Origin of the sequence: Phyllobacterium myrsinacearum (genome assembly GCF_014138285.1) — a bacterium.
GTDB classification, from domain to species: domain Bacteria; phylum Pseudomonadota; class Alphaproteobacteria; order Rhizobiales; family Rhizobiaceae; genus Phyllobacterium; species Phyllobacterium myrsinacearum_A.
Genome location: NZ_JACGXN010000016.1, coordinates 1 through 21,747 on the forward strand (window position 1 = coordinate 1; position 21,747 = coordinate 21,747).

Sequence of the window (21,747 nt, forward strand, 5' to 3'; positions counted from 1 at the left end):
GCCATGCAAATCTCCAGTTAGTCCTGGAAACCTTCTCGCACACGCAGCAAGCCTCAAAATATAGCCAATCCAATGGGGCGGAGACGGCGCTTACGATAATCACAACCAAGCTCCAAGAGGAAAAACTTCGCAAGGCCGGCGCAGTGAACGTGGCGGAAGAAATTGTCAGGCGTCTTCAGAAGCTTGGGAAGATTCGAGAGGTCCAGTATGGACTTGCCGTGCAGGATCGCGCATTCGTTATCGGCGCTTTCGCACGCTGGGCAAGCAGTGTTGGTGACGTAGCGCTAGAGCTGGCAAACCTTCATTCGGACATTGCGAAAACCATCTTTCCGGATCGCGTAACGATTGGCGAAATATGGAAAGAAGCACGCCAGCTCATCCACATTCTTAGAGTGTTTCCCGGTGGGCAAGAATTGCAGTTGCCGAACGGCTTCGTCGATCCGCTAGAGGTCGTCGTTCAGATTGGAACTGCAGCTCAAAAGACTTTCGGGCATTTATTTGTCAGACAGATCGAAGCAGACAAAAAGTTTGCTTATCTGTCCCTCCTCGTCGGTTCCAGCTGGCTCGAAAACAAATCTCTCTTGGATGAAGAAAAGCGAGCAAAGCTGATCGGGGTAATTCGCTATTTGCAGCGCTCAAACAGTAAATCAAAATTGACTTATGCGGCGAGTGCCGCCGTCATGAAGGAGGCAGCATGAACAAGACCATTGTAGTTATCGTTGGCGCGATAGCCGGCGCCAAGGGCATTACGCTCTACCATGAGGATGGCCGCGAAACGAACCTTGCGCTCGACAGTTGGCGCACAAAGCAAATCATGGACAAGGTGACGCCCTACATTGCGCGCCACGAGAAAGTCGAGATTGACCTAGCGACCTTCGATGTTCACGCGCACTTGGAACAGAAGACGGGCGGATTCATCCGTTTTGTTCGCGAGAAAGTTGCTTCTGTTCGTCAGTGGTTCCGCCCATCTGCGGAAGACGATGCGTCCAAGAATGTTGAAGCTTTCGCGGAAACTAGCGTTGTGGACGGTCACAGATACGGTGTTCCGGCGGCTAATCCCGAAGCGGACACCATCGTTGCCATCATCGGCGGATCGAAAGTGCCGGGCATTGAGGCGCTCGAAAAGCATATTGAGCACGCAATCAATTCGGGCGACACCGAAGGGGTCGAGAACTTCATGAAGCGGATCGCATCCGTCATTGATAAGCGCGGCCACTCTGTTCAAGAACTTCTGCATTTCATGCAGAAAGGCGACCTTCCTATCGCAAAGGATGGCTCGATCATTGCTTACAAGGTTCTCACGAATACATCCGACCACCAAATCGTAGATTGTCATTCTCGCAAGGTCATACAGAAAGTCGGTTCGCGCGTTGTTATGGATGAACATCTCGTTGATCCGAGCCGCCGAACTCAATGCTCGTCTGGGCTTCATATTGCTCGACGCGGTTATCTGCATGGTTTTAGCGGCGACGTTATCATGATGGTGAAAATCGCGCCGGAAGAAGTCATAGCCGTTCCACTTGGCGAACCCAACAAGATGCGCGTTGCCGCTTATCATATCGTCGGTGAAATTCCCAAAACGGTTCACGATCTTCTTCGCTCGAACCAGCCGATGACAAAGGATGATGCCGCGAGCCGGCTCTTGGCTGATGTTATCGCGGGAAATCACGTCGGAGTGCTGGAAGAGGTTCGGATCACAGGCCCCAAAGGCGATGGGCTGAAGATAACTTCGCTTATTGAAAACGCACCTGGAATTGTTCACGGCGTAAATGGTGCGGCCAAAGCGCTCGATGACGGCGCTGAGAAGCCGTCAATTACGGTGCAGGCGCTCCGCGAGGCAGCCAAAGCTGCTGCTCCAACTGTCCCCGCACAAGTGGCGGAAATCACAACGCAACACGTCCAGATGATTAACGGCGACCTGCATGTGGACGGGAAATTGATCGAAAGCGAAACCACAAAGGAGCGCGGCGCACGTTTGAAGCGTGAAAGTCGCGCCGCATTAACAAAGAAGCCAACGCCGGCTCCCGTAAAGACAACGAATGCCGAGCAGCTTTCGGAACGTCATGCAAAGGCTCTCAAACTGCACGCAGGTGGAATGTCGCTGCGCAAGATCGAGAAGGAACTCAAAATCTGCCGCAAGACCGTTCGGCGTCTGATCGACAAAGCGTAATGGAGAGTGAAATGACCATTGTTCACAAACACACAAGCATCAACGGTCCAAAGGAGACCGTCACCGTGCGCCGGCATACGGATTTCAGCACGAATGATGGCACCGAGTTCTTCCAGGTTGAAGTGCCGGCCCGCAAGGGTCGCTACATGCACACCTCGAACGGTCGCAAATATTACCCACTCGATCCTCGGCCGGACGAAGTTGATCCGCAGGTTGTCGCTCATCACCTCGCAACGCGCTGCCGCTACAACGGCGCAACACAGCATCCGATATTCCGCACCAAAATCTTCTACTCGGTTGCAGAACATTCGGTCTATGTTTCGCTCTACCTGGAAAAGGAGCTCGGCCTGCCGCAATACGCACTCGAAGGACTCTTCCACGACGGCTCCGAAGCTTACAATGGCGATCTGATCCGGCCGCTCAAATATGACGAGCTGTTCCGCGCTCCGTTCAAGATCGTCGAGGATTTGAATGAACATGCCGGCGCTGAGGCTCTCAATCTGATCTACCCGTATCCAAAAGAGATCAAAATCGCTGACGAGGCAGTTACTGCGGCCGAAGTGATCCAGATTGTGCCCAAGGATCCCACTGAAGAGTGGGGAAGTGGAAAACTTCACGACGACACCCGAGTTGCTCCCTACGAGATTAAGATGATGGATCCGTGGGAAGCGAAGAACTTCTTTCTTGATCGCTATGAGGAGGTCATTGCAAAACGATCGAAATACCGAGAGCTACCCAAACGATTTACGCTATAAAGTAAATCAATGATGACTGATACTCACACAAATGATGCAACGGAATGGCCGAGCTTCGCACAGGAGCTCGGTCGCAAATCGCTCGAGACCGTCGAGACGTGGGTGAAACGCTACAACGCCAGAAAGATTACGGCGCGTGAGCTCTTCATCCTGGTCAGCGCGATCTACGACAGCGTTTCCGGACTGGTCCCGCGTGATGATCTTGACGTGATTGGCGCTGTCCACGAGGAACTGCGTCAAGCTTCGAAGAAGGCAAAAGCGAAATGACACCAGAGGAGAAGAACGCATGGATTTTATCCGCTATCAACGCTGGATACATCATTCCGCAAAAAGATGGCTCGATCTATCGGCGCAGCTATGCATCGAAGGACGGGACGACAGTGGGTGGGGATCTGCGTCTGGTCAAATACACAGTGCAGAAAAAGTCCGGTCGCGTCTTCTTCAATATGACGTGGTTGGGCATCACGAAATCCGTTCTCGTGAACCGCGTTATCGCCCTCGCGTTTCTGCCAAACCCTCTCAATCTACCGCAGGTTAATCACATCGACGGCAATAAGGAGAATAACGCGCTCTACCAGGCGGACGGCACTTATCAGCTCGAATGGTCCACTGGCCGCGATAACGAGAAGCACGCGCATAACACAGGCCTCAAGACCGGACGCGGTTCAGCGAACTCGAATGCCAAGCTGTCGAGTGCCGACGTTATAGCGATCCGCGAGTCCCACAAGAGCATTTCCGAAATCGCGGCAGAGCGAGGCGTTGCAAGATCAACGATCGCCAACATTCTGGCGCGGAAAACCTGGATTCACTTATGAGCGAAGTAAGCTGGAAATCACCTACCCTGAACAAGGGCAAGAGCATGTTTCGCCAGAGCGGCGACATCACGATGACCGTCGATCACGTGGATCGCGTAATCGATCCGTATCTTGCAGGTGTCATGCACAAGGGGCGGATCGTGTATTCCGGTCTTCATGCCAGCCTTTCGGAAGCGCGAGCCGAATGTGAGCAAAAAGCTAAGGATCTTTCCTGATGGCATTTGCATCACGCAATGAAAGCGGCACCTGGCGTCTGTGTCTGCGAATGGGAAAAACCATCACGCATATTAACGCCGCACAGCTTCCTGGAGTCGAAATCGGGTTCTCTTCGCAGGCTACAGCCAAAAAGTGCGCCGACGCACTGAATGAGCGCTTCTGGAAGGAATACGACCGGCATGAGCGCCTGGCTACCGGCCAGCCCTCGCCGCTCGAGAACGACATCATCGAACTGATCCACCAGATGGGCGGCATCAGCAAAGCAGATTATGAAAGGTTGCAGTAATGCCAATTGAAGCGGGTATCGATATTGAAACGACCGGCTTGGAGAAGGGTGATCATCGGATCATCGAGGTCTACGCCGGCCTGTGGTCCAACGGCATACTTAAATACGAGTTCAACCAACGTGTTGATCCGCAGCGCTCGATCGCCGCCGACGCCCAGCGTGTCCATGGAATCTCGTCAGCTGACCTAATGGGCAAGCCTACCTGGGACGCGATCGCGCCGAGTTTGATCAAGGTTGTCGAGAAGGCTGATTTGATCGTCTGGCACAATGGCGACTGGTTCGATGGCCCATTCCTTGCATACGAATGCTCGCGTGTTGGTCTCGTCTTTCCGAAGAAGCCAACTCTCGACACGATGGCGGCTGGAATATGGGCAACTCCGGACGGCAAGAAGCCGTCGCTGAAGGAGCTCGCCTTTGCAATGAACGTTCCCTACGACACCGCCCTCGCACATGCCGCGGACTACGACGTGAAGGTCATGATGGAGTGCTACTTCCGCGCCAAGCAAGAAGGTTACTTCCAGCCCACTGATGATGACGTTTCAATCGCAGCTTAATATCCATCCTCTTACCATTAGTGTCCCTAAATATCATGCGCTATAAAGACAATGTAAGCAAAAACAATGACTTATCGGACATTGCAGAGGAGATTATTGACATGCCCGAGACACAGAATGCGACTGCTGGAATAACGGAGGCCGATCAGGAAGCGATCGGCGCATTGCTTGACGACTTGGATCTTGGCGATGATGAAATCATCGAAACCAGTGCCGTCGAGGACGACCTGCTCGGTGAGCTTTCGATCGAAGATACCGAGATCAATGAAAGCGAGGAAGCAGCTGCTCTGCGCGCAATCGACCGCGAGGCGCATTACGAGGAGCAGGAATCCGAAATCGCCGTCGATACATTGGCTGAAAAAGCCGACAAGACGGCAAAGAAAGCGAAAGCTCCAAAGACCCCGCGCGCTCCGAAGGCGCCAGCCGTGCCACGCACGCCGCGTGACCTTGCGTCGATCGACCCTTCAGCCTTCGTGCTGGAAGGAGCGCCAGAAGACCTTGATGCGAATAAAGCGACTGTCATGGCGGCCGTTCCATCCCAGAAGAAAATCGCGGAGAAATTCGAGAATATCTTCGCCGCAATCAGCGTCGGAAAACAACCGTCCGTCTACGTCGTTCAGGCCTTCAAACTTCTGGATGATCGCAAGGAGCTTACCGCGAGCGACCTGACGAGCTCCTTCAAGCTTCGCTACAAGCAGGGCACGGCGATGAGCCAGTCCGGCCAGATCATGAAGCTCTTCGAAGTTCTCAAGATCGCCACCCGCGACAAGAACAAGCTGACCTTGAATGCAAACTCGGTCATCGCGTCCAAGCTTCGCGACATTCTTACCCCTGCGCCGGCAGCCGCCTAAGCAGAACACAATTCATCGGCGAGTCCCAGGCACGCCAATATCAATCAATTATGATTTATCCCAAGGAGGGATCATGAAATACAAGCTATTCACTGCAATCACAGCCGTTTCTCTGCTTGCCATTACAGGCTGCAGCACGACCGGCACATTCGAGGCTCACGACAAATACGAGTATGTCGCCGGCTACGCGTTCAAGACTAATCTTTCATGCGAGCGTAAGACGCCCAAGGATCAGTTCGATCGCAAGTGTGACTATCCTCGCCTCGGCTTTAAGGGCTTCTCGCCTGATCCAGGCTTCAGCGTCGGTAGCGCTGGTGCTGGAACCGGTCCGTAAGACCTAACAATCCCATCGGCGCGCTCTTAGGGGCGCGCCTATTCTTTTCGTTTGATGGTGGAGAATACTGATGCTTGATCCGCTTTATCGCGCCGGCGATCGTCTGGAACTCGTTCACATGCCTGATGACCCGTCCCCTATTCCAGTGGGCACAAAGGGCACAGTTGCCATGGACTCGACACATATCGGTAAAGGCAGATGGCAGACAGCGATGAAGTGGGACAACGGTCGCACCCTGTCGATTGTCTCTCCGGAAGACAAAGTTCGAATCCTTCCGAATGACGAAGATTCCTCTGTCGCTCCTAACGATATTTGATATAAATTTAGTCAATCATCATTGATTTACTTTTGAGGACACACAGAGATGCCGCGTTTTATCGTAGAGAAGCTGCAGGACGCATATGTGCGCTATCAGACCGTCGTTGATGCGGACAATGCACAGGACGCCAAAGACAAGGTCAAAGCCTGGACATTCGTCGGCCAATGGGTGCCAACCGGACATGTCGATGAGTATGACCATTTCGATATCTCGGACAATGATCCGGAGAAGGTCGAGGACGATCACGTCATTGCAGAGGATGTTGCAATCAGCGTCTCCGAGCAGGCTCGTGACATCATCATTGCCGCGCTTCGGCTATGGCAGCGGCTTGATACATTCAGCATTCCACACTCCATCGAGGAGCTCGCTCGTAACGGTCGCGCATCCTACTTATCAAATGAAGAAATTGATGAGTTGGTGGAGTCAGTCAATCATGATTGATCTTTACCACGTGCACGAACGCTACAGTGACGACGACAATTCGCTCCTCGTGCGCGCATCTTCCCCGGAAGAGGCCGCGAAACTCTGGTGGGAATATTACGAGTATGAACCGGATCCGATGATGGGTGAGATCGCCATCTCGCTTTGCATGGCTGACCTCAACGTAATTGGCGCAATTCCTTGGAACCAGACTCTTGGCATGTTCGAGGTCGGCGCAAAGAAGATCGAGGACTGGCTCTGATGTGGATCAACTTTGACGATAAGCAGCTCGAATACGTTAAAGCAGCAATGATTGCCTTTGCGGACGGCAACGAGCGCGATGCCAAGTTATTTTGGCTCGAAGAGCTTCGCGACTTACGTGAACGTCTGGAACAAGAAGCCAAGGACTATCGCTCAATCGCCGCAAAGATCGATGAGAGCAAGGCCAACTTTGATCCGAACGATCCGTATCTCGCTGCGGCAAGGGAAGCCGCCAATCACGAGCTCGAAATCGATGAAGATGCCGCCGTTTCACCTGGTGCTGATCCGGGCGCATGGGTTCAGGCCTGGATTTGGGTATCGAACGAAGCAGCAGGTCTCGATGTCGAAGATACCTGTCGGGATTGCTTAGAGGAGTATGCGGAAGGCGGAGACGGTTACAACGGTCGCTGTCCGGATTGTGCCGACGCCGCAGAGGCCAGAGGAGATTCCGATGACTAATAACCACGAAGCCATCGACAAGATTGCCAACGCAATAATTGACAGCCGCCCCGATCTTGAGCCGTTAAGTCTCGATGAGTGGTTACTTGAGCATTCGGAAAAACTGTCGCTGCGCGAGACGGATGCGGCTATCGCAATCCTTCGTCTCTATGACGAACAATAGGAGAATAACTTGATTGATGGTTTCAAGCTGATCTCGTGGGGCTTTCCTACGGGCAAATGGTTCGGCTCTGCACTGGAAGAGGCTCAGAACATGGAGCGTCTCGGAGCGAGCGAACAGGAAATTTTCGACGCGCTTAAGGATCACGTTCCGGTTGAGATCGGCATGCGCACAAACTCCATTCCCTACAGCGTCTTCCTTGAGCCGGAGAACGACGAAGAGCGTGCAAATCTGGCTTCGGTCAACGCACATATGGACGCTCTTTTGCGAGTTCCTACGATTGTTTCTGGCGCTATCATGCCGGACGCCTGTCCTGCTGGCTCGCAGCTTGGAACGATCCCGGTAGGCGGTGTCGTTGCGACAAAGGATGCGATTCATCCTGGCTTTCATTCAGCGGATATTTGCTGCTCGATGTTCATGACAGTCTTCAATCGTCAGGACGATCTGAAGCGGATCTTGGATATCGCAATGAAGGTTACGCATTTCGGACCTGGCGGCCGGGAAGACTTTAATATGAGCCCAGCGCTCCATGCTCAGTTCGATCAGAACCACTTCCTAAAGGGTCTGAACAATATCGGTGATTATGCGATGGGAACACAGGGCGACGGCAATCACTTCCTTTACGTCGGCACGCTCGAATCTACAGGACAGCCAGCGATCGTCACGCATCACGGTTCGCGCAATGTCGGCGCCCAGCTTTACAAGCGAGGCATGGCTGCAGCAAAACGGCACACTTCGATTGTGGCACCGCGGATCCCATCGCACAATGCTTGGATCGATGCGAATAGCGCCGATGGCGAGTCCTATTGGGAGGCACTCCAGATTGTGCGCGAGTGGACGAAGGCCAATCACGCCATAATTCACGATACGATTGCGCGAATCCTCGGTAACAAGGTCGTCGGGCAAATGTGGAACGAACACAACTTTGTCTTCCGGCGGACAGATGGGCTTTTCTATCACGGAAAAGGCGCAACGCCGTCTTTCAAGGGCTTTGCGGCGGACGAAACAGGACGGACTTTGATCCCATTGAATATGAGCGAGCCAATCCTGATCGCTGAACCAACAGATAAGAAAGAAGCCCTTGGCTTTGCGCCGCATGGTGCCGGACGAAACACTGGACGCAAGAATTATCTGCGCGGTCTAGCCGCGAAGTTTGGAGATCCGGAAGGTCTGTCTCCAATCATGGAGAAAGCAATCTTTGAAGATCAGACGGAGGGTCTAGACATTCGCTCCTACTCCGGAACGCCAGATTTGTCAGAACTACCTGGCGCTTACAAGAACGCAGCCGCTGTCACGCAGCAAATCCACAAATTCGGTCTCGCCAATCTGGTGGACTCGGTAATTCCCTACGGCTCAATCATGGCTGGCGAACAGAAGTGGGATAGAGGCAGAAAATGAGTGAAGACCTCCGCCGGGAGATTGCTGAAATCCTGGAGATCATCGCCAAGGATGGTCTGCCAGGTCCACGCGATCTGGACGTTGCGCTTGACGCCATCGAGTGCAGTATTAGGGCGCATAATAAACTGTCTGATCAGGAATCTACATAATCCAGATGCAGCCCTGATCAGCTTTGCTATAACTGCAACAGTCAATCAATTTTGACTTATCTTTAAGAGAGAGAGAACAAATATGAACCTTTCAAATATTGAACTCGGCACGAAGCTTGCTGGCGAACTCACGGTTTTACGTCGCCGCGCACGAAACATTCGCGACGGAGGTATGAGCATTAGCGTCGGTCGTGAAGGCTGGACGCCAAGCGAAACTGTTCGTGAACGCACTGCTCAACTGATGCTGGAAGAGCTCGCCGGCCAAGAACGCAAGATACTTGAAGAACTCAGCCATATCGGCATCTACGACGATGGCAAAAGCCGGCCGGCTGCAGTGGGCGAAAGCAAGTCCGCCGATGAGTGCGGATTCACCCACATCGGCGATGTTATCATTCCCGGCTTTGGCTCAGTGCCGGGCTTCGCATTCCGATCGTAGCCCCCAGCAACTCTTCGGAGTGATCATCCTTCCAACCGAGCGAGAAGCATCATGCAATTTTTCCTGGCCAGTCTCGGGTTCGCAGTCATTGCCCTGCTCTTGGGCTACGGCGTCTACAAACTGATCGGCGACGTCCGGTTCAATTCCCACAACAAACGCAAATGAGGTTTACCTTGCGTCCAATTCACATTCTATCCGGTATCGTCTTTCTCGCCCTGGCGTTTCTCAGCGTCACTTCGTTCTACACGGTCGATGAAGGCGAACGAGCGGTGATTATCACTCAAGGAAAGATCGTCGGCGTGTCCGAACCTGGTTTTCATTGGAAGTGGCCATTCATTACTGAAGCTCATACCGTTTCGCTTCGCGATGGTCTCGCCCAGTATGAGAACATAGAGGCCTATACCCGCGATGCGCAGACGGCGACGATTCACAAGGTATCGCGTGAAGGCTGAAACGAAGTCAATCCTTGAGGTCTACACCCGCTACGGCACGGCAGAGAATGCCGTTCGCCAGATGATTGATCGCAGGATCTCCGAGAGCCTTGAGCGTGTCTTCGGTCAGTTCACAGCTGATACTGCCATCCAGAAACGTGCTGAGCTGGGCGCGCAGTTCTCCGCGCAGATCAGGGACGCTATAGGTCCGGTCGAGATTGTGAGTGTCCAGATCGAGAACTTCTCGTTCTCCGATGGCTACGAAAAGAACGTAGCCGAGAAGATGACGCAGGAGGTAGAGGTCAAGAAGCTTGAGCAGAAAGCTCTGCAGGCCAAAATCACCGCCGATATCACCGTGACCAATGCGAGGGCCGAGGCTGACGCTAATCTTGCCCGCGCAACGGCATCTGCTGAAGGTGTGCGTCTGCAGGGTGAAGCCGAGGCCAGTGCGATTAAAGCGAAGTCTGACGCTCTGCGCGAAAGCCCGAACCTGGTTGAACTGACCAAAGCCGAGCGATGGGATGGAAAACTGCCGACGAGCTTCGTGCCTGGCTCAACAATTCCCTTCGTCAACATCAAGTAACAGTCCTCCCAGGCTGAAACGAAAGGGCGTGCTGCGGCACGCCCTTTTTCGTTGTCTACAGCGTGCCACGGCTGATCCCATGCGCATTTACCAGCCGATCGCCATTTCAGCGCGTGCGAGTATCAATCATCGCAACACGAAGGAGACGCGCGATGGCTTTGATTTACGATGAGAACAACAAATCAGACTTCACTGGCTCGATTGATCGCATCAACGGCACGAACGCTTATCTGCGCCATTACGCAAACTACCTCTATTTAACTTTTATCCTTGCCAATGGCACGCGCGTCGAAAAGCAGGACGCATCCAAGGAACTGATCATATGCGAGCGCAAGATGAAGTTCTGGCAAAGACACCCTCGCTACGTCCACGAAGATGCAATGCGTGGCATCGAGCAGCTCAAGCGAGATTGGGACTCAAAGGCAGCATAGATACCCGATTTCAACCCAAAGTGCTTCGTGAGATAGTAACGATATGACGATTTCGTTATTTCGTTCTCTGAACTACAATGCGCTTTCACGCACAAGGAGACGATATAATGAAACGAAATCCGATTGCTCGGGCGCTGGCGTCCGGACACCTCAAACAGCAGAAGATCCGCCCGAAGAAAGGGAAAGGATCATTTAGACGCAAAAAGGATGACACGGATGCAGATCGACAAGTTCGACAAGATCGCCTACGCGAATATCACACACGCCATTAGCCTTGCTCTCAAAGAAGTTGGCGATCGCTTCGGCGTTGATTTCAGACCAAATGGCGGACAGACCGGTGTTTCGCAGGGTCGCATTGACCTTCAGGTCAATGTTCGCAAGCCATCAGACGGACTCCGCCCAGGCGAGAAGAAGTTCCGAATTGACGCAGGCTACTTCGGACTGCCCAATGAAGCCTTTCACACCATTCTCACGCACAAAGGTCGCCGCTTTCGAGTTGTGGGCCTCAATTCCAACGCTCCCGTTTATCCGGTCGAGTGTGAAGCACTGAGTGGCGGGCGCGGCTGCAGGTTCCCTATTCACACTTTACGGAATGCACTTGAAATGGCAAAAGTGGCCAAAGCTGCCTAAGCCCAATTCACTTGCATACGGAGACGTGATGATCCTTGAAATGATGGTTGTTGTTAAAGTCCTCGGTGGCGCTCCTGGCCCCGAGGTCGTCGTTCATACAGGATCCATCACGGAGCGGGATGTATGTCAGAGCCGGATCGTCAAGATGAATGCTGCGGAACCGATCGATAAGTTCGATTCCAAGGGACGCCCTATTCTGTCGCAGACCTATAAGTGCCTTCCTATCAGTAACAGCGACATTGAGGACGCCTATAAAGTTCTCCACAAATAACAAAAAGCCCGCCGAAAGCGGGCTAAACTCTACCTAAGCAGCCTTATCGGCTGAATGCGCGCTCTCATCATCGCTGATTGGAAACGTATCTGCGCCAAAGTGCGTTAGGTCGCGTGAAACATCCTCAAGGTTCACGGACTTGTAGGCGTTAAAGTCGTCCAGATTGAAGCTAATTTTGCGCTCCGCGAAAAACTTCGCGGCGGCGTATTCAATCGCGGTTGTCAGTTGGCAGATGAGGACGGCATACTCAGCATGGCGCATCTTTTGTTATCTTTCTTTGGCATGATACTCGGTGATTTCTAGGATTGAATTCCTATCATTAATCTCCCACAAGGGCAATATAGAGTCTGTGCAGGAACGGTCAATTATGACCAAAGGGTAAAATATCCGGGTCAGGTGCGACATTCTGTCATCTAGTGGAATTTCGTGCAGCCCACCGAAATTTAGCTATAATGAATAGAAGAATGAACAACATTAATAATTTAAATCAAGGAGTTAGTTTTTATGTCGTGCAACGCGCCGAACCTGTTCAAGGAAGTAAAGAGTGAATCTCTGCCTGTGGATAAAGTGTTTGGTGAAATCAATTGTGGCATAATCATGGCACCCGATGGTTCATCAAAGGTGTTCTCCCACGGAGTAAATCAGGAAGGGTTGCTTAAGCGAGTTGAGGACATGACCAAGGACGAGCTCGCGATCTATTGGATGGGACAGAAACTGTTCGCTTTGAACCTTGCTCTTAACAATGAGCAATTGATGGCTATTCTGCTCGACGCAGCTACCAATCTTGAAGGTGTCAACGCGGATCCACACCATGCCATCCAATAATTCTCTCGAAGCCATGATCAATGAAATGATCGCCACAGGCATTGGCGCCAATGGCGGATCAGTCATTGCGTCCATTCGCAACCGGTTGATCAAGGATCCTGAGCTTATTGAGCAGATCGTTCCTGGCAAAAAGCTAGTGGACCGGAAGATGACGCCGGTTGAACGCAGCAAGATTGCTACGAAAGCGGCCTCTGAACTCCGGAGCCAGGAGGCGGAAAAGCGCGACCAGACGGTATTGCCAATACTTCGCGAAGCAATCGCGGCAAATCCCGCTATATCACTTCGTGAATTGGCAGCAATTCTGAACAAGAGCGGCATCTATCCACTGCGCGCAAAGAGCTGGTCGCCTGTCGTAGTCAACAACATACTTTTGAGATCGGAAATCTTTCGTGAACCGTCAGAGAATTGAATATGCAACCGAGGGCTTTCTTTCAGCGATGCGTCGTGAGTTCTTGAAACTGCATCCGGCGGATCCCTGTCCCATCAAGCGGCTGGCTGACTACTCGCCGGCACATCGCAGCGCCTTGATGAATGCAATCGGCATTTCAATGCGGTTTGGCGAGAAGGAGCGCGACAAGGATTTTGATGCATGGATGAAGAAGCGCGCTGAGGATGTAGCCGCAGCGAACGACGCTTAACTAAACCGCCCGACACCCGTTGTCGATTCCGTTAATAAGTAAGTCAATAATGATTGACATTGGAGAGCCGCATGCTCTACACAATCCTCGTCAACGCAGCGCTGCAAGACGGAAAAATGCGCGTTCAGCAGGTTTCAGAAGATGAATTCAAGCTTCAAGTCGGAGTCTTAGGCGCCTGGATAACGATCCAGCGTGCCAAGATCGAACGACCAAAGTCAAAACTAGAGGTGGTCGCATGAGTGCGATGAAACGGATCATCGCGGCGATCTCGCGGGAAGCCAGGGGCGACCAAGATATTGGCCCCCGCAAGCTTGAGAGTGTTATTTTATACCTGCGCTGCGGCGAGCGCATTGAAGGCGAGTTATTGCCGGTTACAGATGACAGTTTCGTCCGGATTCTGAGCAGCGGCGGCATTGTTGAATATGTGCCAAATGACGCGATTGATCTTGCGAGGCCGGTATGGCGGAACTAACCCTTACCGAAATTATTAGCGACGGCGTCGTCATGGTTGAGCCCAAAGCAGACGTTACGGCTTTTCAGAAAATCATGGCTGAGTCCATGAAGAAGATGGCGAGCGAGATAGCCGCCAACTATCTGCTGACGCCGCTGACCGGCCAGCCCACCGGCACGACATTAACTGCCGAAGCAATGTCATGGGCAATCGGCGGTGCGTATCGTGGCGGTAAGAGCGCCATGCGGGACCTTATTTACGGAATGAAGATGGAGATGGAGCCTCCTGAGAGGATTGAAGTCATCAAGCCTCGAACCATGGACACATTTCACCATCTATACACGCAGAAATGGTCGGAAGCGCCAATCACCAAAACGGATATGCCCGTAGCGAAATACGAGACTGAGGGATATCCGTCAGCGACGGTGAAGGTGTTTAAGGAAACCATGGATCCGCGCGACCCTCTCAATCCGAATCCATCGGCCAAAGGCGGCGTTATCAATTATGTCATCAAATGTGGAGACCGGCGCCTCGGAAGATACCACGCAGAGCCGATTGCAAATTCAGGCGAAGACGTTTCACGAACGTCTCTGTAAAGGACTCGATGAGAGAAACCATCAGATTAAGGTGGAAAAGCAAAAGAGAAATCCGAACTTCGGACGTTTCTAACCTGGACTTACCGTCCGCGATCCAACGCGAATATTGATATCAATCATTATTGATTGAACACACGGAGAGGACAAATGAACACCACAATGGAGTCAGCCGTCACGTTGAATTGGCGTCAAGGCTTCCGCGACCGCGGCATGGAACTATATGAGTTCAACGACGCAACGACTGTTCGCACCATGCTGCGTTTCGGGCGGGAGTGGATTAGGGACGACGATGCAGTTGTCGCCCTGCTCTGCGGTTTTCCGGACGATCAGGCGGAATGGATTGCGGATACGAAGCCGACGCGGGACAAGCTCATCACAGTGATCGAGGAATTAGAAGGCTGGCTCGAGTGCAAAGGGCTCGTCGAATGAGTCTCACCGTCCTCAAACCAGTCGTGATCAAGCCTGCTCCGGTTCAAACTCCGCAGTGCTGCATCGAAGTTCCCGCACCTGGCCACAACCAGACCTGGCGCAATCGCTACAGGAACAAGCGTCCGCATCTTGATCCAGACCTCTGTCAGCACGCTTCGACCGTCAAGATTGACGGCAAGCATTACTGCACACCCCATGCCGGCCAGTTGGCACTCAAGAAGTGGCTCGCGGGTGAATTAATTGAGAAGGAAAAGAAACAATGAGACAAATCGCAAGGTATATGTTTGACGCCCTGGATGCCGAAGCTTTCCGCGGCGTCAGAGGCATTCAAGATGGTGCTTGGCATGTGAACTGGTCTGTTCGCTCCTACAGGATCAACGACAAGGTAGAAGACAATGTTCTAGTCATCCATGCGATAGAGATTGCTGAGCAATACCGTCGTCAGGGATACCTGACCGAAGTGTTTCAAGCAATAATCGACCAAGGTGAGATCGGACAGCAAAAGTTCAACTTTATCCTGTTCGAGAACTGCGGCGAACACCTTCTTGAGTGCCTTCGAACCAAGCTGATGTTCTCCATAACAGATCCTACCTGGCGTCGACTTGCTCATCGGGAAATCGCTCCGTTTCTGCCATTCGCCAATCGCGATATAGAAGCGCAGCAGAAGCGTTCGGGATCCCAAGCGCGCATTCCCTCGGAAACGTTGATGGATCGCGTGAGTGACGAACCTCGCGAATCCTGATCTACCCAATCGCTCCCCTGCGCGCATCTGCTATATTGAATAATGTAAGCAGTTAACGAAAAATAGTAAGTCATAATTGATTGACATTTGGTCCCAGAAATGCGAGGAGATAGACATGAAGTTGTAAGCGTAATTGTCCTGGTAACATCACAAAAGCGCCAACCGCAATAAGCGGGACTTTCTGAGGGATGCCTATCTCTCGTGCCTGCTCCGGGGCCTAATCCGGAGCAACCAATTCGCCGAAAGGCAACATTGCGGAGTAGAGAAGTGGTCTATCTCGTCTGGCTCATAACCAGAAGATCGTCGGTTCGAATCCGACCTTTCGCAACCAAATTGGCTGGCGCTGAACAGCGACGGCAACGAACTACGGTGTGGTAGCGGAATGGTTACGCAGCAGACTGCAACTCTGCATGGATGCTGGTTCGAGCCCAGCCCACACCTCCAGAGCACCAACGGGGCGGCTGCAGCCAGAGCCCGTTGCGTAAACGTCAGCGTAGGCGTGACAGTCGGGAGAGATCCGGCACATTGGTCCCGCCGCTCGAAGACTAAAGGATGGATAGTTCGAAACGTCCTTCTGGTGTCAGGGGTGGCCCTAGAGAGAGCAAGTGGTCAAGGTCGTGCGCAAGACCAAGATCCAAGAGGTTCGACTCCTCGGCGGGGCTCCAAATTCGCCCGAAAGGGCAACCGAGAGTGGTCCGGTTCGATCCCGGCTCGTTGACCGAGATCTGGTGAGAAAAGCAGGTTCAACTCCTCGCCTCGCGAATGAGGTTCTCTGATCCATGTGGTGATGGATGGTCTGACAGCTCGGAAAGACGGCACGATATTCGAATGCTCTTGGGGCTCATTGCAGCCGAGGACTTTTCACAGCGGTAGGTGAAGATAGTCTCAAGAGCTTTGCAGGGCGCGGTTTGCGCATTCGGGAAGCCCCCTAGCTAGGGGCCGAGAGTTTGGCGGCAGATAGGTTCGCGGCCTCCGAGGTGATCGCCGGAGGCGTGAGGTTCAATTCCTCACCCATGCGCCATTTCTTCGCGCAGTTTCGTCAATCAATGGTGATTGACTTCGAGGGGAACCACAAATGCTCGATGACCTAGATACAGGATTCTTCCATACCAAGCCGCGCAAGAAGGAGCTTGGTGTCGTGACAGCGATTCTTGCCATCACCGTCGCGGCCGGCATCGTTGCGCTGCTAACCGTCGTGGTCGACTTTATCCAGAACTAACCAGCCGATCGCCTGCTCTGTTCGTGAGAAAAACGAGCATGTGCAACTCATGAGAGAAGCGTGATGAAACAACAGTATAACGAAGCGGAAATAGCGGCGCGGTTCATCTGCGTAGATTGCTCGGTCGATACGTGTGAGAGCAATGAATACTACATGGTGCAGGATGCTGTTTGGAAAGAGGCAGGTATGACGCCGGATGGTGGAATGCTGTGCCTCGGCTGTCTCGAAGACAGGCTAAAACGCCAGCTCAAGCCGCATGACTTTCCCGACTATCCTATCAATCACGGCGTATTCCCACGCTTCGATCGCATGATGAATCGGCTCGGCTATAGAAGAGCTGCATAATGAGTGAACGCTCTCGTCGATACGAGGTGCAGCTCTGCGCCATGAAAACCGATGCCGAGGGCTGCCTCACTTATTGCGACGCTACGGTCGAAACTCCGGAGCTCTATTGTGTCTACGTCAAGGAATACTCCGACAACGATGAGACTGAGATCCACGAGGACGAAGACTACGAATCCAAGATCGATGCGTTGGCTCGCGCTGACGAGCTGATCAAGAAATACCACAACTGCCCGTTTGAGGAGTATTGATCCATGTTTTCACTCTACGCCCTCGCCCGCTTCTTCAAGTGGCTCTTTCGCCCTGAGTTTCACCCTCGGTGTGCATATACGCGTGGCTACTATTCGGCGATTTCGCAGCAAGACTTTCACTCATATCCCAGTCCCAATCCGTTCATACCCGGATCTGATGAGTTCCGGGACTGGAATGCTGGGTTTGCCGACGGTCTTTGCGAAGTTCTGGACAGCACATCGTCGTGATTCGAACATGTGAGGTGTGGACGGAGGAATTGGGAACTCAGTTTTGCCTATTCAAGACCGCAATTTAGACATTTTTGGACCGCGTTGCATTTGAGCAACAACGAGCCAATATCGCCTTAAATTCGATGATTTTGACCCTAATCCTTTTGGGTTAGCGTCAAATTTGATCCCTTTAACCATCAAAATTGGGCAAAAATGCCATAATTCGTCGCATGCGCGAACTTGGTAATGTCTTACGCTTGCGTCAAAGTTTGTTGCAGGTTTTCTGAGGTTCGTTACCTATAGAAATTCGTAAGGATTTGGCGAACACTATCGCCTAATCAGAGGTTTTCAGGTCTGGGGAGGACTTAATGACAAAGACTATTTCCACAATTATCGGTGGGGCGCTTCTTCTAACCAGTGTCGCTACGGCAGCTCAGGCAGGTGGCCTTGAGCGCGGTGGTTACAACTGGGATCTCCTCTTCAGTGAAGAGCGTTTTGCGACCGAGGGCGGCGTGATCTATGTAATGCCTGATCGCAAGATCAAGAATGCCAAGGATACCTCCACAAATCCGCGCCTTGGTCAGGACAATGAGAATTACAAAAAGTCCACAGCCAGTGAAACACCAGACTACTCGGTTTATAAGTTTGGTGCCAAGGTTGGCATCACCCCGGATTTGGACTGCCTTGGCTCCTACAGCCAGCCATGGGGCGTTCACACGAAGCCAGGTGCCAATTGGGCTGGTGACAATTCGAACATTGAAACGAAGATCAGCTCCGACGATTGGGGCCTGACGTGCTCTTACAAATTCCAAGTTACTGAAAAAGGTTCGTTCCGAGTAATCGGCGGCGTTTCCTATCAGGAAGTCGAGGGTTTCAAGACACGCATGGTCAATGGCGGCATTCCTCTTTCACCTTACGGTAAAGCGGGTTTTGACGGCACCGGTCGTCTGGAACTTAAAGGCGACGGTGTAGGTTGGCGCATCGGTGGTGCATACGAAATTCCAGAAATCGCGCTCCGTGCCAGCGTCATGTATAATGCGGCCGTGGATCTCGGAGAAGTCGGCGGAACTCTCGACCTGAGAGAAATTCCTGGTGCGTTGGCAACTCCTTCAAACCCACTTCCTGGCCGGATTACCGACGTTTATGGCCACGCGAAAATGCCACAGTCCGTTGAAATCAAACTTCAGAGCGGTTTTGCTCCAGGTTGGCTTGCTTACGGTTCGGTTAAGTGGGTCGACTGGAGTGTGCTGGACGTTATCGCGTTTTGCCCTGTTGCAACCAAGCCCAGAGGCGGTTGTTCTGCGAGTTCTTCAAATCGTGCAACATCGCTTGACCTGATGTTCCAGGATGGCTGGACGGTAACCGCAGGCGTCGGTCACAAATTCAACGACCATTGGAGCGGTCAGCTTCAAGTTAGCTGGGACAAGGGCACCACAACGGGTTTGACCACACAGACAGACACCTATCTGCTCTCGTCCGGTATCGCGTATTCACCAAACAAGAATGTTGAAATTCGTCTTGGCGGCGCAATCGGTTGGCTCTCGTCAGGATCCTACGGCCCAACAAAGTGCACTGGCAACCAGCCATGCGGCACAGATGTGTCCTATGACTTCGGTGATGACCTCGTGACCGCCGTATCATTGTCTGGCAAGATGAAGTTCTAATTCATCTATCGACTGCTCAAACAGAAAAGCCCGGTATCACTACCGGGCTTTTCTGTATTTATCCTCTGTTCCACGCTTAGGACTTGAACGGAACCTTCGCCTCATAGAGAATTTTTCGAATGCTGGCATTCGAACAATGATGCCGATGCGCAAGCTCATCTGGGGTAAAGCCTTCCTTGGCATCAGCTATCACCGCTTCGCGGTAAATCACTCCTGATGTCGGCAAGCTGATTCCACGCTTCTCCAGGGCAGTCCGGATCGTCGCATAGTTGCGGCCGCCAAATGCAATACCGATGTCCGTAAGGCTAAGATCACGCCGCCTGGAATACACTTCCACAATCGCATCTACCCGCACTTCGGCAATATCCGCGCGTCGTTTGTGGCTTATGATATCTTCCGAAGCAAATCGATTTTTGTCCGCATGGTGATTGATAATGCTCTCGATCGAAGGGCGCTTGCTGGTGTAATCGAGCGCTTCTTTATTGACGTCGTTATTTAGTGAATCTGCCATGGTAAAATGAATCTTCTCGTGAGCTGGATGCTGCCGAACCAATATCTACTCGGCCCAGAATTGTATACGCCTCGCCGTGTCGATGGTGCTGAGCTAGCGAAAAATCTTGTTAAATTTATTCCTTAGCCAATCGGGTGTAGGACGTGCACCCTTTGCGAGATCCAAAGATACTAGAAATTCCCACCAGTGATTCAGCAGCTGTTCGAATGTGTTGAAAGCAAAAGGGCTTGCGACCTCACCTGGCGTGATATGGTATAAAGCAAAACCCGGGGGAATGTCCTCGTCACCCTCTTCCCAGAATATTGATACTGTCCCGCCGAGCCAATTTTTCTCTTGAAACTTTGAATGTTTAGCCGTGTTAGCCACGTCCGAGCAAATTGATTGCTCTGGCACTGATGCTAGGAGGAGACTGTTAAATTCTGGCTCGCCAATAACTTGTCCCTTATCGCGAAGGCTTCTTATTCCAATTGTTCTCGTCCAATCTTCAAGGCTTTTGGCGCATATACAAACATTGATCGCTGCATAAACCAATGGCTGAACTTCAGCTGGATAAGAGCGTTGGATATCCTGAAAGACATCTACATCCCACGCCAATTTCTCCCACATCGCCACGGGATCCCCGATCGTGACGGTATGAGTCTCGGGGCCTTTGTTCGGATGGTTTTTGTTTCGTGACATACCTTATGGCTAATCCAGAAATTGTGGATTTGCAAAATAGAATTCCGATTTCGCCGAATGACCCATACGAGCCGTTCCACATCTGTTCCATCCCTATCCACAAGCACTTTTTACTTGATCGCAAATGTGTGGGATATTGGAATTGGCAAACTGGAGTCGGAAGGAGAGTTGAAGGGTCACTTCGGGGTGGCGCAAAACGCCGGATTCAGTGGGGTCGTTCTGCTAAAACGACAATCCAACCCAGCCACTCAGAAAGGAGATCCTCATGTTCTTTGAAACAGTGATCTTAGTTTTGACGATACCGCTAGCGGTTGACGCACTACTATCAATCGCCGACCGCTTTCGTAAGCGATAAGTGATGGGGTTGGTTACCACCCGAATGGTAGCCGCTTCCATAACAAAAAACCCGCGAGTTGCTAAGGCTCGCAGGCTTTCTGTATACATTCAGTTCAAGGGATCCTTGAACATGTCTTTGAAACAATATCGACACACTACCTGTGTCATTCTGTTTTGTCAAACAAACCGGCACATACGATTCAGCCAGCCCGTTCGTTTCATCCAATTGACCTTTCGGAAAATTGCACGCGTTTCAACCTATGTAGTCGTTGCACGTTAAACATTCAACAGACCATAACCGATTGGCCTTGTAGGGAGGTCTGTTCAAACACGGAAGTCATTAGAAAACGATCGTTTGTAAATGCCGATAATTGATATTCGGCGCCATATTCATTGGGTTCGTAGCGGGCACGGCGCTCAGTCTGGCCTTCGTTTTAGCGCTTTCCAACTGCATTTGTTAGGCTTTGAATTTGCGCCCACCCAGTAGAATCCAAGGGTATATTAGCTACGGTTAACCGAGTATTAACCAATGAAAACAAGCCTGTATTAACCAACCGATATCCACTGTCACACTTGCTATAATCGATCATAAGCAACATGCAGAGAGCCGATTATGAGCATCCTCAAAGATCTCCTTACAGCCGCAGTCGCATCCGGGTTCACACTCACCGCATTCTACGACGATCACACAGATCCGGACTATCGTGGTCAGGACGTATCAAAGTGCATTGAGGCTCTGGAAGCTTGCGATGAAATGACCTTAACTCTGTATGACGGCTATGGCGTTCACCAGGGCTGGGTAGCGATCATCAACGGGCTTGACGACGAGGAGCAGATCGCCAATTACAGTGGTGATTTCATCGGTAAGTTTCACGCCGCGCTTGAAACGAGGGAACAGGACCAATGACAAGTCGATACACGATTGG

40 protein-coding genes and 2 tRNA genes are annotated in these 21,747 nt (G+C 52.0%); 39 read left to right on the forward strand and 3 right to left on the reverse strand.

Annotated features, from left to right (window positions below):
• The 23 genes from FHW16_RS26050 to FHW16_RS26160 form a co-directional block, all read left to right on the forward strand.
• A partial coding sequence (locus FHW16_RS26050) for a hypothetical protein (RefSeq protein WP_182552193.1) occupies positions 1–698 on the forward strand: 698 nt, incomplete at its 5' end.
• A complete protein-coding gene (locus FHW16_RS26055) occupies positions 695–2,170 on the forward strand; it encodes a hypothetical protein (RefSeq protein WP_182552194.1) in 1,476 nt (491 codons plus the stop codon). The genes FHW16_RS26050 and FHW16_RS26055, both read left to right, overlap by 4 nt.
• An 11-nt stretch (positions 2,171–2,181) precedes the next feature.
• On the forward strand, positions 2,182–2,925 hold the full coding sequence (locus tag FHW16_RS26060; RefSeq protein ID WP_182552195.1) for a hypothetical protein: 744 nt from the start codon (positions 2,182–2,184) through the stop codon (positions 2,923–2,925).
• 9 nt (positions 2,926–2,934) lie between these two features.
• The gene (locus FHW16_RS26065) at positions 2,935–3,192 is read left to right on the forward strand and encodes a hypothetical protein (protein ID WP_210278284.1); all 258 of its coding nucleotides are present in this window, start codon (positions 2,935–2,937) and stop codon (positions 3,190–3,192) included.
• Entirely contained in the window at positions 3,189–3,740 is a 552-nt protein-coding gene (locus FHW16_RS26070; protein ID WP_182552197.1) for a hypothetical protein, read from the forward strand. The genes FHW16_RS26065 and FHW16_RS26070 overlap by 4 nt, the downstream gene beginning before the upstream one ends.
• Positions 3,737–3,955: a hypothetical protein gene (locus FHW16_RS26075; RefSeq protein ID WP_182552198.1), complete on the forward strand. Its 219-nt coding sequence runs from the start codon at positions 3,737–3,739 to the stop codon at positions 3,953–3,955. Before FHW16_RS26070 ends, FHW16_RS26075 begins: the two co-directional genes overlap by 4 nt.
• Positions 3,955–4,242: a hypothetical protein gene (locus tag FHW16_RS26080; RefSeq protein WP_182552199.1), complete on the forward strand. Its 288-nt coding sequence runs from the start codon at positions 3,955–3,957 to the stop codon at positions 4,240–4,242. The genes FHW16_RS26075 and FHW16_RS26080 overlap by 1 nt, the downstream gene beginning before the upstream one ends.
• On the forward strand, positions 4,242–4,796 hold the full coding sequence (locus FHW16_RS26085; RefSeq protein WP_182552200.1) for a 3'-5' exonuclease: 555 nt from the start codon (positions 4,242–4,244) through the stop codon (positions 4,794–4,796). Before FHW16_RS26080 ends, FHW16_RS26085 begins: the two co-directional genes overlap by 1 nt.
• A gap of 101 nt (positions 4,797–4,897) precedes the next feature.
• On the forward strand, positions 4,898–5,647 hold the full coding sequence (locus FHW16_RS26090) for a hypothetical protein (RefSeq protein WP_182552201.1): 750 nt from the start codon (positions 4,898–4,900) through the stop codon (positions 5,645–5,647).
• Positions 5,648–5,720: 73 nt separating this feature from the next.
• Entirely contained in the window at positions 5,721–5,981 is a 261-nt protein-coding gene (locus FHW16_RS26095) for a hypothetical protein (RefSeq protein ID WP_246711969.1), read from the forward strand.
• Between the two features lie 70 nt (positions 5,982–6,051).
• Complete coding sequence (locus tag FHW16_RS26100) at positions 6,052–6,297, forward strand: DUF4314 domain-containing protein (RefSeq protein ID WP_182552202.1); 246 nt, start codon at positions 6,052–6,054, stop codon at positions 6,295–6,297.
• Between the two features lie 48 nt (positions 6,298–6,345).
• Positions 6,346–6,741: a hypothetical protein gene (locus tag FHW16_RS26105; RefSeq protein WP_182552203.1), complete on the forward strand. Its 396-nt coding sequence runs from the start codon at positions 6,346–6,348 to the stop codon at positions 6,739–6,741.
• Positions 6,734–6,982 (forward strand): hypothetical protein, encoded by a 249-nt coding sequence (locus FHW16_RS26110; RefSeq protein ID WP_182552204.1) that lies wholly within the window; start codon positions 6,734–6,736, stop codon positions 6,980–6,982. Before FHW16_RS26105 ends, FHW16_RS26110 begins: the two co-directional genes overlap by 8 nt.
• Positions 6,982–7,440: a hypothetical protein gene (locus FHW16_RS26115; protein ID WP_182552205.1), complete on the forward strand. Its 459-nt coding sequence runs from the start codon at positions 6,982–6,984 to the stop codon at positions 7,438–7,440. Before FHW16_RS26110 ends, FHW16_RS26115 begins: the two co-directional genes overlap by 1 nt.
• A complete protein-coding gene (locus tag FHW16_RS26120) occupies positions 7,433–7,603 on the forward strand; it encodes a hypothetical protein (RefSeq protein WP_182552206.1) in 171 nt (56 codons plus the stop codon). The genes FHW16_RS26115 and FHW16_RS26120 overlap by 8 nt, the downstream gene beginning before the upstream one ends.
• A 12-nt stretch (positions 7,604–7,615) precedes the next feature.
• On the forward strand, positions 7,616–8,998 hold the full coding sequence (locus tag FHW16_RS26125) for an RtcB family protein (protein WP_432652093.1): 1,383 nt from the start codon (positions 7,616–7,618) through the stop codon (positions 8,996–8,998).
• A complete protein-coding gene (locus FHW16_RS26130) occupies positions 8,995–9,147 on the forward strand; it encodes a hypothetical protein (RefSeq protein ID WP_182552207.1) in 153 nt (50 codons plus the stop codon). Before FHW16_RS26125 ends, FHW16_RS26130 begins: the two co-directional genes overlap by 4 nt.
• 82 nt (positions 9,148–9,229) lie before the next feature.
• Complete coding sequence (locus FHW16_RS26135; RefSeq protein ID WP_182552208.1) at positions 9,230–9,583, forward strand: hypothetical protein; 354 nt, start codon at positions 9,230–9,232, stop codon at positions 9,581–9,583.
• Between the two features lie 173 nt (positions 9,584–9,756).
• A complete protein-coding gene (locus FHW16_RS29130; protein ID WP_182552209.1) occupies positions 9,757–10,035 on the forward strand; it encodes an SPFH domain-containing protein in 279 nt (92 codons plus the stop codon).
• Entirely contained in the window at positions 10,025–10,597 is a 573-nt protein-coding gene (locus tag FHW16_RS26145; RefSeq protein ID WP_182552210.1) for an SPFH domain-containing protein, read from the forward strand. Before FHW16_RS29130 ends, FHW16_RS26145 begins: the two co-directional genes overlap by 11 nt.
• Positions 10,598–10,749: 152 nt before the next feature.
• Positions 10,750–11,028: a hypothetical protein gene (locus FHW16_RS26150; RefSeq protein WP_182552211.1), complete on the forward strand. Its 279-nt coding sequence runs from the start codon at positions 10,750–10,752 to the stop codon at positions 11,026–11,028.
• 216 nt (positions 11,029–11,244) lie between these two features.
• A complete protein-coding gene (locus FHW16_RS26155; protein WP_182552212.1) occupies positions 11,245–11,658 on the forward strand; it encodes a hypothetical protein in 414 nt (137 codons plus the stop codon).
• Between the two features lie 28 nt (positions 11,659–11,686).
• Positions 11,687–11,929, forward strand: coding sequence for a hypothetical protein (locus FHW16_RS26160; RefSeq protein ID WP_182552213.1), 243 nt, complete (start codon positions 11,687–11,689; stop codon positions 11,927–11,929).
• A gap of 33 nt (positions 11,930–11,962) precedes the next feature.
• Here FHW16_RS26160 and FHW16_RS26165 read toward each other — a convergent pair whose 3' ends face one another.
• Positions 11,963–12,190, reverse strand: a complete 228-nt coding sequence (locus FHW16_RS26165; RefSeq protein ID WP_182552214.1) for a hypothetical protein — start codon at positions 12,188–12,190, stop codon at positions 11,963–11,965.
• 243 nt (positions 12,191–12,433) lie between these two features.
• Here FHW16_RS26165 and FHW16_RS26170 point away from each other — a divergent pair, with 243 nt between their 5' ends.
• From FHW16_RS26170 to FHW16_RS26240, 15 genes are all read left to right on the forward strand, one after another.
• Positions 12,434–12,754, forward strand: coding sequence for a hypothetical protein (locus tag FHW16_RS26170; RefSeq protein ID WP_182552215.1), 321 nt, complete (start codon positions 12,434–12,436; stop codon positions 12,752–12,754).
• Positions 12,741–13,163, forward strand: coding sequence for a hypothetical protein (locus FHW16_RS26175; RefSeq protein WP_182552216.1), 423 nt, complete (start codon positions 12,741–12,743; stop codon positions 13,161–13,163). The genes FHW16_RS26170 and FHW16_RS26175 overlap by 14 nt, the downstream gene beginning before the upstream one ends.
• Positions 13,144–13,392 (forward strand): hypothetical protein, encoded by a 249-nt coding sequence (locus FHW16_RS26180; protein ID WP_182552217.1) that lies wholly within the window; start codon positions 13,144–13,146, stop codon positions 13,390–13,392. Before FHW16_RS26175 ends, FHW16_RS26180 begins: the two co-directional genes overlap by 20 nt.
• A gap of 71 nt (positions 13,393–13,463) precedes the next feature.
• Entirely contained in the window at positions 13,464–13,631 is a 168-nt protein-coding gene (locus FHW16_RS26185) for a hypothetical protein (protein WP_182552218.1), read from the forward strand.
• Complete coding sequence (locus FHW16_RS26190) at positions 13,628–13,864, forward strand: hypothetical protein (protein WP_182552219.1); 237 nt, start codon at positions 13,628–13,630, stop codon at positions 13,862–13,864. Before FHW16_RS26185 ends, FHW16_RS26190 begins: the two co-directional genes overlap by 4 nt.
• Positions 13,852–14,439: a hypothetical protein gene (locus FHW16_RS26195; protein WP_182552220.1), complete on the forward strand. Its 588-nt coding sequence runs from the start codon at positions 13,852–13,854 to the stop codon at positions 14,437–14,439. The genes FHW16_RS26190 and FHW16_RS26195 overlap by 13 nt, the downstream gene beginning before the upstream one ends.
• 147 nt (positions 14,440–14,586) lie before the next feature.
• Positions 14,587–14,868, forward strand: coding sequence for a hypothetical protein (locus FHW16_RS26200; protein WP_182552221.1), 282 nt, complete (start codon positions 14,587–14,589; stop codon positions 14,866–14,868).
• Positions 14,865–15,131 (forward strand): hypothetical protein, encoded by a 267-nt coding sequence (locus FHW16_RS26205; RefSeq protein ID WP_182552222.1) that lies wholly within the window; start codon positions 14,865–14,867, stop codon positions 15,129–15,131. Before FHW16_RS26200 ends, FHW16_RS26205 begins: the two co-directional genes overlap by 4 nt.
• Positions 15,128–15,610 (forward strand): hypothetical protein, encoded by a 483-nt coding sequence (locus FHW16_RS26210; protein ID WP_182552223.1) that lies wholly within the window; start codon positions 15,128–15,130, stop codon positions 15,608–15,610. Before FHW16_RS26205 ends, FHW16_RS26210 begins: the two co-directional genes overlap by 4 nt.
• 253 nt (positions 15,611–15,863) lie before the next feature.
• Positions 15,864–15,941: transfer RNA gene (locus tag FHW16_RS26215), tRNA-Met, on the forward strand.
• Between the two features lie 37 nt (positions 15,942–15,978).
• Positions 15,979–16,054: transfer RNA gene (locus FHW16_RS26220), tRNA-Cys, on the forward strand.
• A gap of 631 nt (positions 16,055–16,685) precedes the next feature.
• Positions 16,686–16,829 carry a hypothetical protein gene (locus tag FHW16_RS26225; RefSeq protein WP_182552224.1) on the forward strand — a complete coding sequence of 48 codons (144 nt, stop codon included), beginning with the start codon at positions 16,686–16,688 and terminating at the stop codon, positions 16,827–16,829.
• Positions 16,830–16,889: 60 nt separating this feature from the next.
• Complete coding sequence (locus tag FHW16_RS26230) at positions 16,890–17,174, forward strand: hypothetical protein (RefSeq protein WP_182552225.1); 285 nt, start codon at positions 16,890–16,892, stop codon at positions 17,172–17,174.
• The gene (locus FHW16_RS26235) at positions 17,174–17,422 is read left to right on the forward strand and encodes a hypothetical protein (protein WP_182552226.1); all 249 of its coding nucleotides are present in this window, start codon (positions 17,174–17,176) and stop codon (positions 17,420–17,422) included. Before FHW16_RS26230 ends, FHW16_RS26235 begins: the two co-directional genes overlap by 1 nt.
• Before the next feature lie 578 nt (positions 17,423–18,000).
• Positions 18,001–19,296 carry an OmpP1/FadL family transporter gene (locus FHW16_RS26240; RefSeq protein WP_182552227.1) on the forward strand — a complete coding sequence of 432 codons (1,296 nt, stop codon included), beginning with the start codon at positions 18,001–18,003 and terminating at the stop codon, positions 19,294–19,296.
• A gap of 76 nt (positions 19,297–19,372) precedes the next feature.
• On the opposite strand, the gene FHW16_RS26245 is transcribed toward FHW16_RS26240, so the two are convergent.
• A complete protein-coding gene (locus tag FHW16_RS26245) occupies positions 19,373–19,807 on the reverse strand; it encodes a helix-turn-helix domain-containing protein (protein WP_182552228.1) in 435 nt (144 codons plus the stop codon).
• Positions 19,808–19,900: 93 nt separating this feature from the next.
• On the reverse strand, positions 19,901–20,485 hold the full coding sequence (locus tag FHW16_RS26250) for a hypothetical protein (RefSeq protein WP_246711970.1): 585 nt from the start codon (positions 20,483–20,485) through the stop codon (positions 19,901–19,903).
• 949 nt (positions 20,486–21,434) lie between these two features.
• Here FHW16_RS26250 and FHW16_RS26255 point away from each other — a divergent pair.
• A complete protein-coding gene (locus tag FHW16_RS26255; RefSeq protein ID WP_182552229.1) occupies positions 21,435–21,728 on the forward strand; it encodes a hypothetical protein in 294 nt (97 codons plus the stop codon).
• The last annotated feature ends 19 nt before the right edge of the window (positions 21,729–21,747 follow it).

Bases quoted from the DNA above. Each gene is read 5' to 3' on its own strand.
- FHW16_RS26240 (WP_182552227.1), top strand. From the start codon at position 18,001: ATGACAAAGACTATTTCCACAATTATCGGTGGGGCGCTTCTTCTAACC.
- FHW16_RS26255 (WP_182552229.1), top strand. From the start codon at position 21,435: ATGAGCATCCTCAAAGATCTCCTTACAGCCGCAGTCGCATCCGGGTTC.
- FHW16_RS26155 (WP_182552212.1), top strand. From the start codon at position 11,245: ATGCAGATCGACAAGTTCGACAAGATCGCCTACGCGAATATCACACAC.
- FHW16_RS26090 (WP_182552201.1), top strand. From the start codon at position 4,898: ATGCCCGAGACACAGAATGCGACTGCTGGAATAACGGAGGCCGATCAG.
- FHW16_RS26235 (WP_182552226.1), top strand. From the start codon at position 17,174: ATGAGTGAACGCTCTCGTCGATACGAGGTGCAGCTCTGCGCCATGAAA.
- FHW16_RS26200 (WP_182552221.1), top strand. From the start codon at position 14,587: ATGAACACCACAATGGAGTCAGCCGTCACGTTGAATTGGCGTCAAGGC.
- FHW16_RS26100 (WP_182552202.1), top strand. From the start codon at position 6,052: ATGCTTGATCCGCTTTATCGCGCCGGCGATCGTCTGGAACTCGTTCAC.
- FHW16_RS26250 (WP_246711970.1), bottom strand. From the start codon at position 20,485: ATGTCACGAAACAAAAACCATCCGAACAAAGGCCCCGAGACTCATACC.
- FHW16_RS26085 (WP_182552200.1), top strand. From the start codon at position 4,242: ATGCCAATTGAAGCGGGTATCGATATTGAAACGACCGGCTTGGAGAAG.
- FHW16_RS26080 (WP_182552199.1), top strand. From the start codon at position 3,955: ATGGCATTTGCATCACGCAATGAAAGCGGCACCTGGCGTCTGTGTCTG.
- FHW16_RS26120 (WP_182552206.1), top strand. From the start codon at position 7,433: ATGACTAATAACCACGAAGCCATCGACAAGATTGCCAACGCAATAATT.
- FHW16_RS26055 (WP_182552194.1), top strand. From the start codon at position 695: ATGAACAAGACCATTGTAGTTATCGTTGGCGCGATAGCCGGCGCCAAG.
- FHW16_RS26245 (WP_182552228.1), bottom strand. From the start codon at position 19,807: ATGGCAGATTCACTAAATAACGACGTCAATAAAGAAGCGCTCGATTAC.
- FHW16_RS26070 (WP_182552197.1), top strand. From the start codon at position 3,189: ATGACACCAGAGGAGAAGAACGCATGGATTTTATCCGCTATCAACGCT.
- FHW16_RS26075 (WP_182552198.1), top strand. From the start codon at position 3,737: ATGAGCGAAGTAAGCTGGAAATCACCTACCCTGAACAAGGGCAAGAGC.
- FHW16_RS26185 (WP_182552218.1), top strand. From the start codon at position 13,464: ATGCTCTACACAATCCTCGTCAACGCAGCGCTGCAAGACGGAAAAATG.
- FHW16_RS26060 (WP_182552195.1), top strand. From the start codon at position 2,182: ATGACCATTGTTCACAAACACACAAGCATCAACGGTCCAAAGGAGACC.
- FHW16_RS26175 (WP_182552216.1), top strand. From the start codon at position 12,741: ATGCCATCCAATAATTCTCTCGAAGCCATGATCAATGAAATGATCGCC.
- FHW16_RS26170 (WP_182552215.1), top strand. From the start codon at position 12,434: ATGTCGTGCAACGCGCCGAACCTGTTCAAGGAAGTAAAGAGTGAATCT.
- FHW16_RS26095 (WP_246711969.1), top strand. From the start codon at position 5,721: ATGAAATACAAGCTATTCACTGCAATCACAGCCGTTTCTCTGCTTGCC.
- FHW16_RS26105 (WP_182552203.1), top strand. From the start codon at position 6,346: ATGCCGCGTTTTATCGTAGAGAAGCTGCAGGACGCATATGTGCGCTAT.
- FHW16_RS26205 (WP_182552222.1), top strand. From the start codon at position 14,865: ATGAGTCTCACCGTCCTCAAACCAGTCGTGATCAAGCCTGCTCCGGTT.
- FHW16_RS26190 (WP_182552219.1), top strand. From the start codon at position 13,628: ATGAGTGCGATGAAACGGATCATCGCGGCGATCTCGCGGGAAGCCAGG.
- FHW16_RS26195 (WP_182552220.1), top strand. From the start codon at position 13,852: ATGGCGGAACTAACCCTTACCGAAATTATTAGCGACGGCGTCGTCATG.
- FHW16_RS26130 (WP_182552207.1), top strand. From the start codon at position 8,995: ATGAGTGAAGACCTCCGCCGGGAGATTGCTGAAATCCTGGAGATCATC.
- FHW16_RS26210 (WP_182552223.1), top strand. From the start codon at position 15,128: ATGAGACAAATCGCAAGGTATATGTTTGACGCCCTGGATGCCGAAGCT.
- FHW16_RS26160 (WP_182552213.1), top strand. From the start codon at position 11,687: ATGATCCTTGAAATGATGGTTGTTGTTAAAGTCCTCGGTGGCGCTCCT.
- FHW16_RS26115 (WP_182552205.1), top strand. From the start codon at position 6,982: ATGTGGATCAACTTTGACGATAAGCAGCTCGAATACGTTAAAGCAGCA.
- FHW16_RS26150 (WP_182552211.1), top strand. From the start codon at position 10,750: ATGGCTTTGATTTACGATGAGAACAACAAATCAGACTTCACTGGCTCG.
- FHW16_RS26165 (WP_182552214.1), bottom strand. From the start codon at position 12,190: ATGCGCCATGCTGAGTATGCCGTCCTCATCTGCCAACTGACAACCGCG.
- FHW16_RS26065 (WP_210278284.1), top strand. From the start codon at position 2,935: ATGATGACTGATACTCACACAAATGATGCAACGGAATGGCCGAGCTTC.
- FHW16_RS26135 (WP_182552208.1), top strand. From the start codon at position 9,230: ATGAACCTTTCAAATATTGAACTCGGCACGAAGCTTGCTGGCGAACTC.
- FHW16_RS26225 (WP_182552224.1), top strand. From the start codon at position 16,686: ATGCTCGATGACCTAGATACAGGATTCTTCCATACCAAGCCGCGCAAG.
- FHW16_RS26110 (WP_182552204.1), top strand. From the start codon at position 6,734: ATGATTGATCTTTACCACGTGCACGAACGCTACAGTGACGACGACAAT.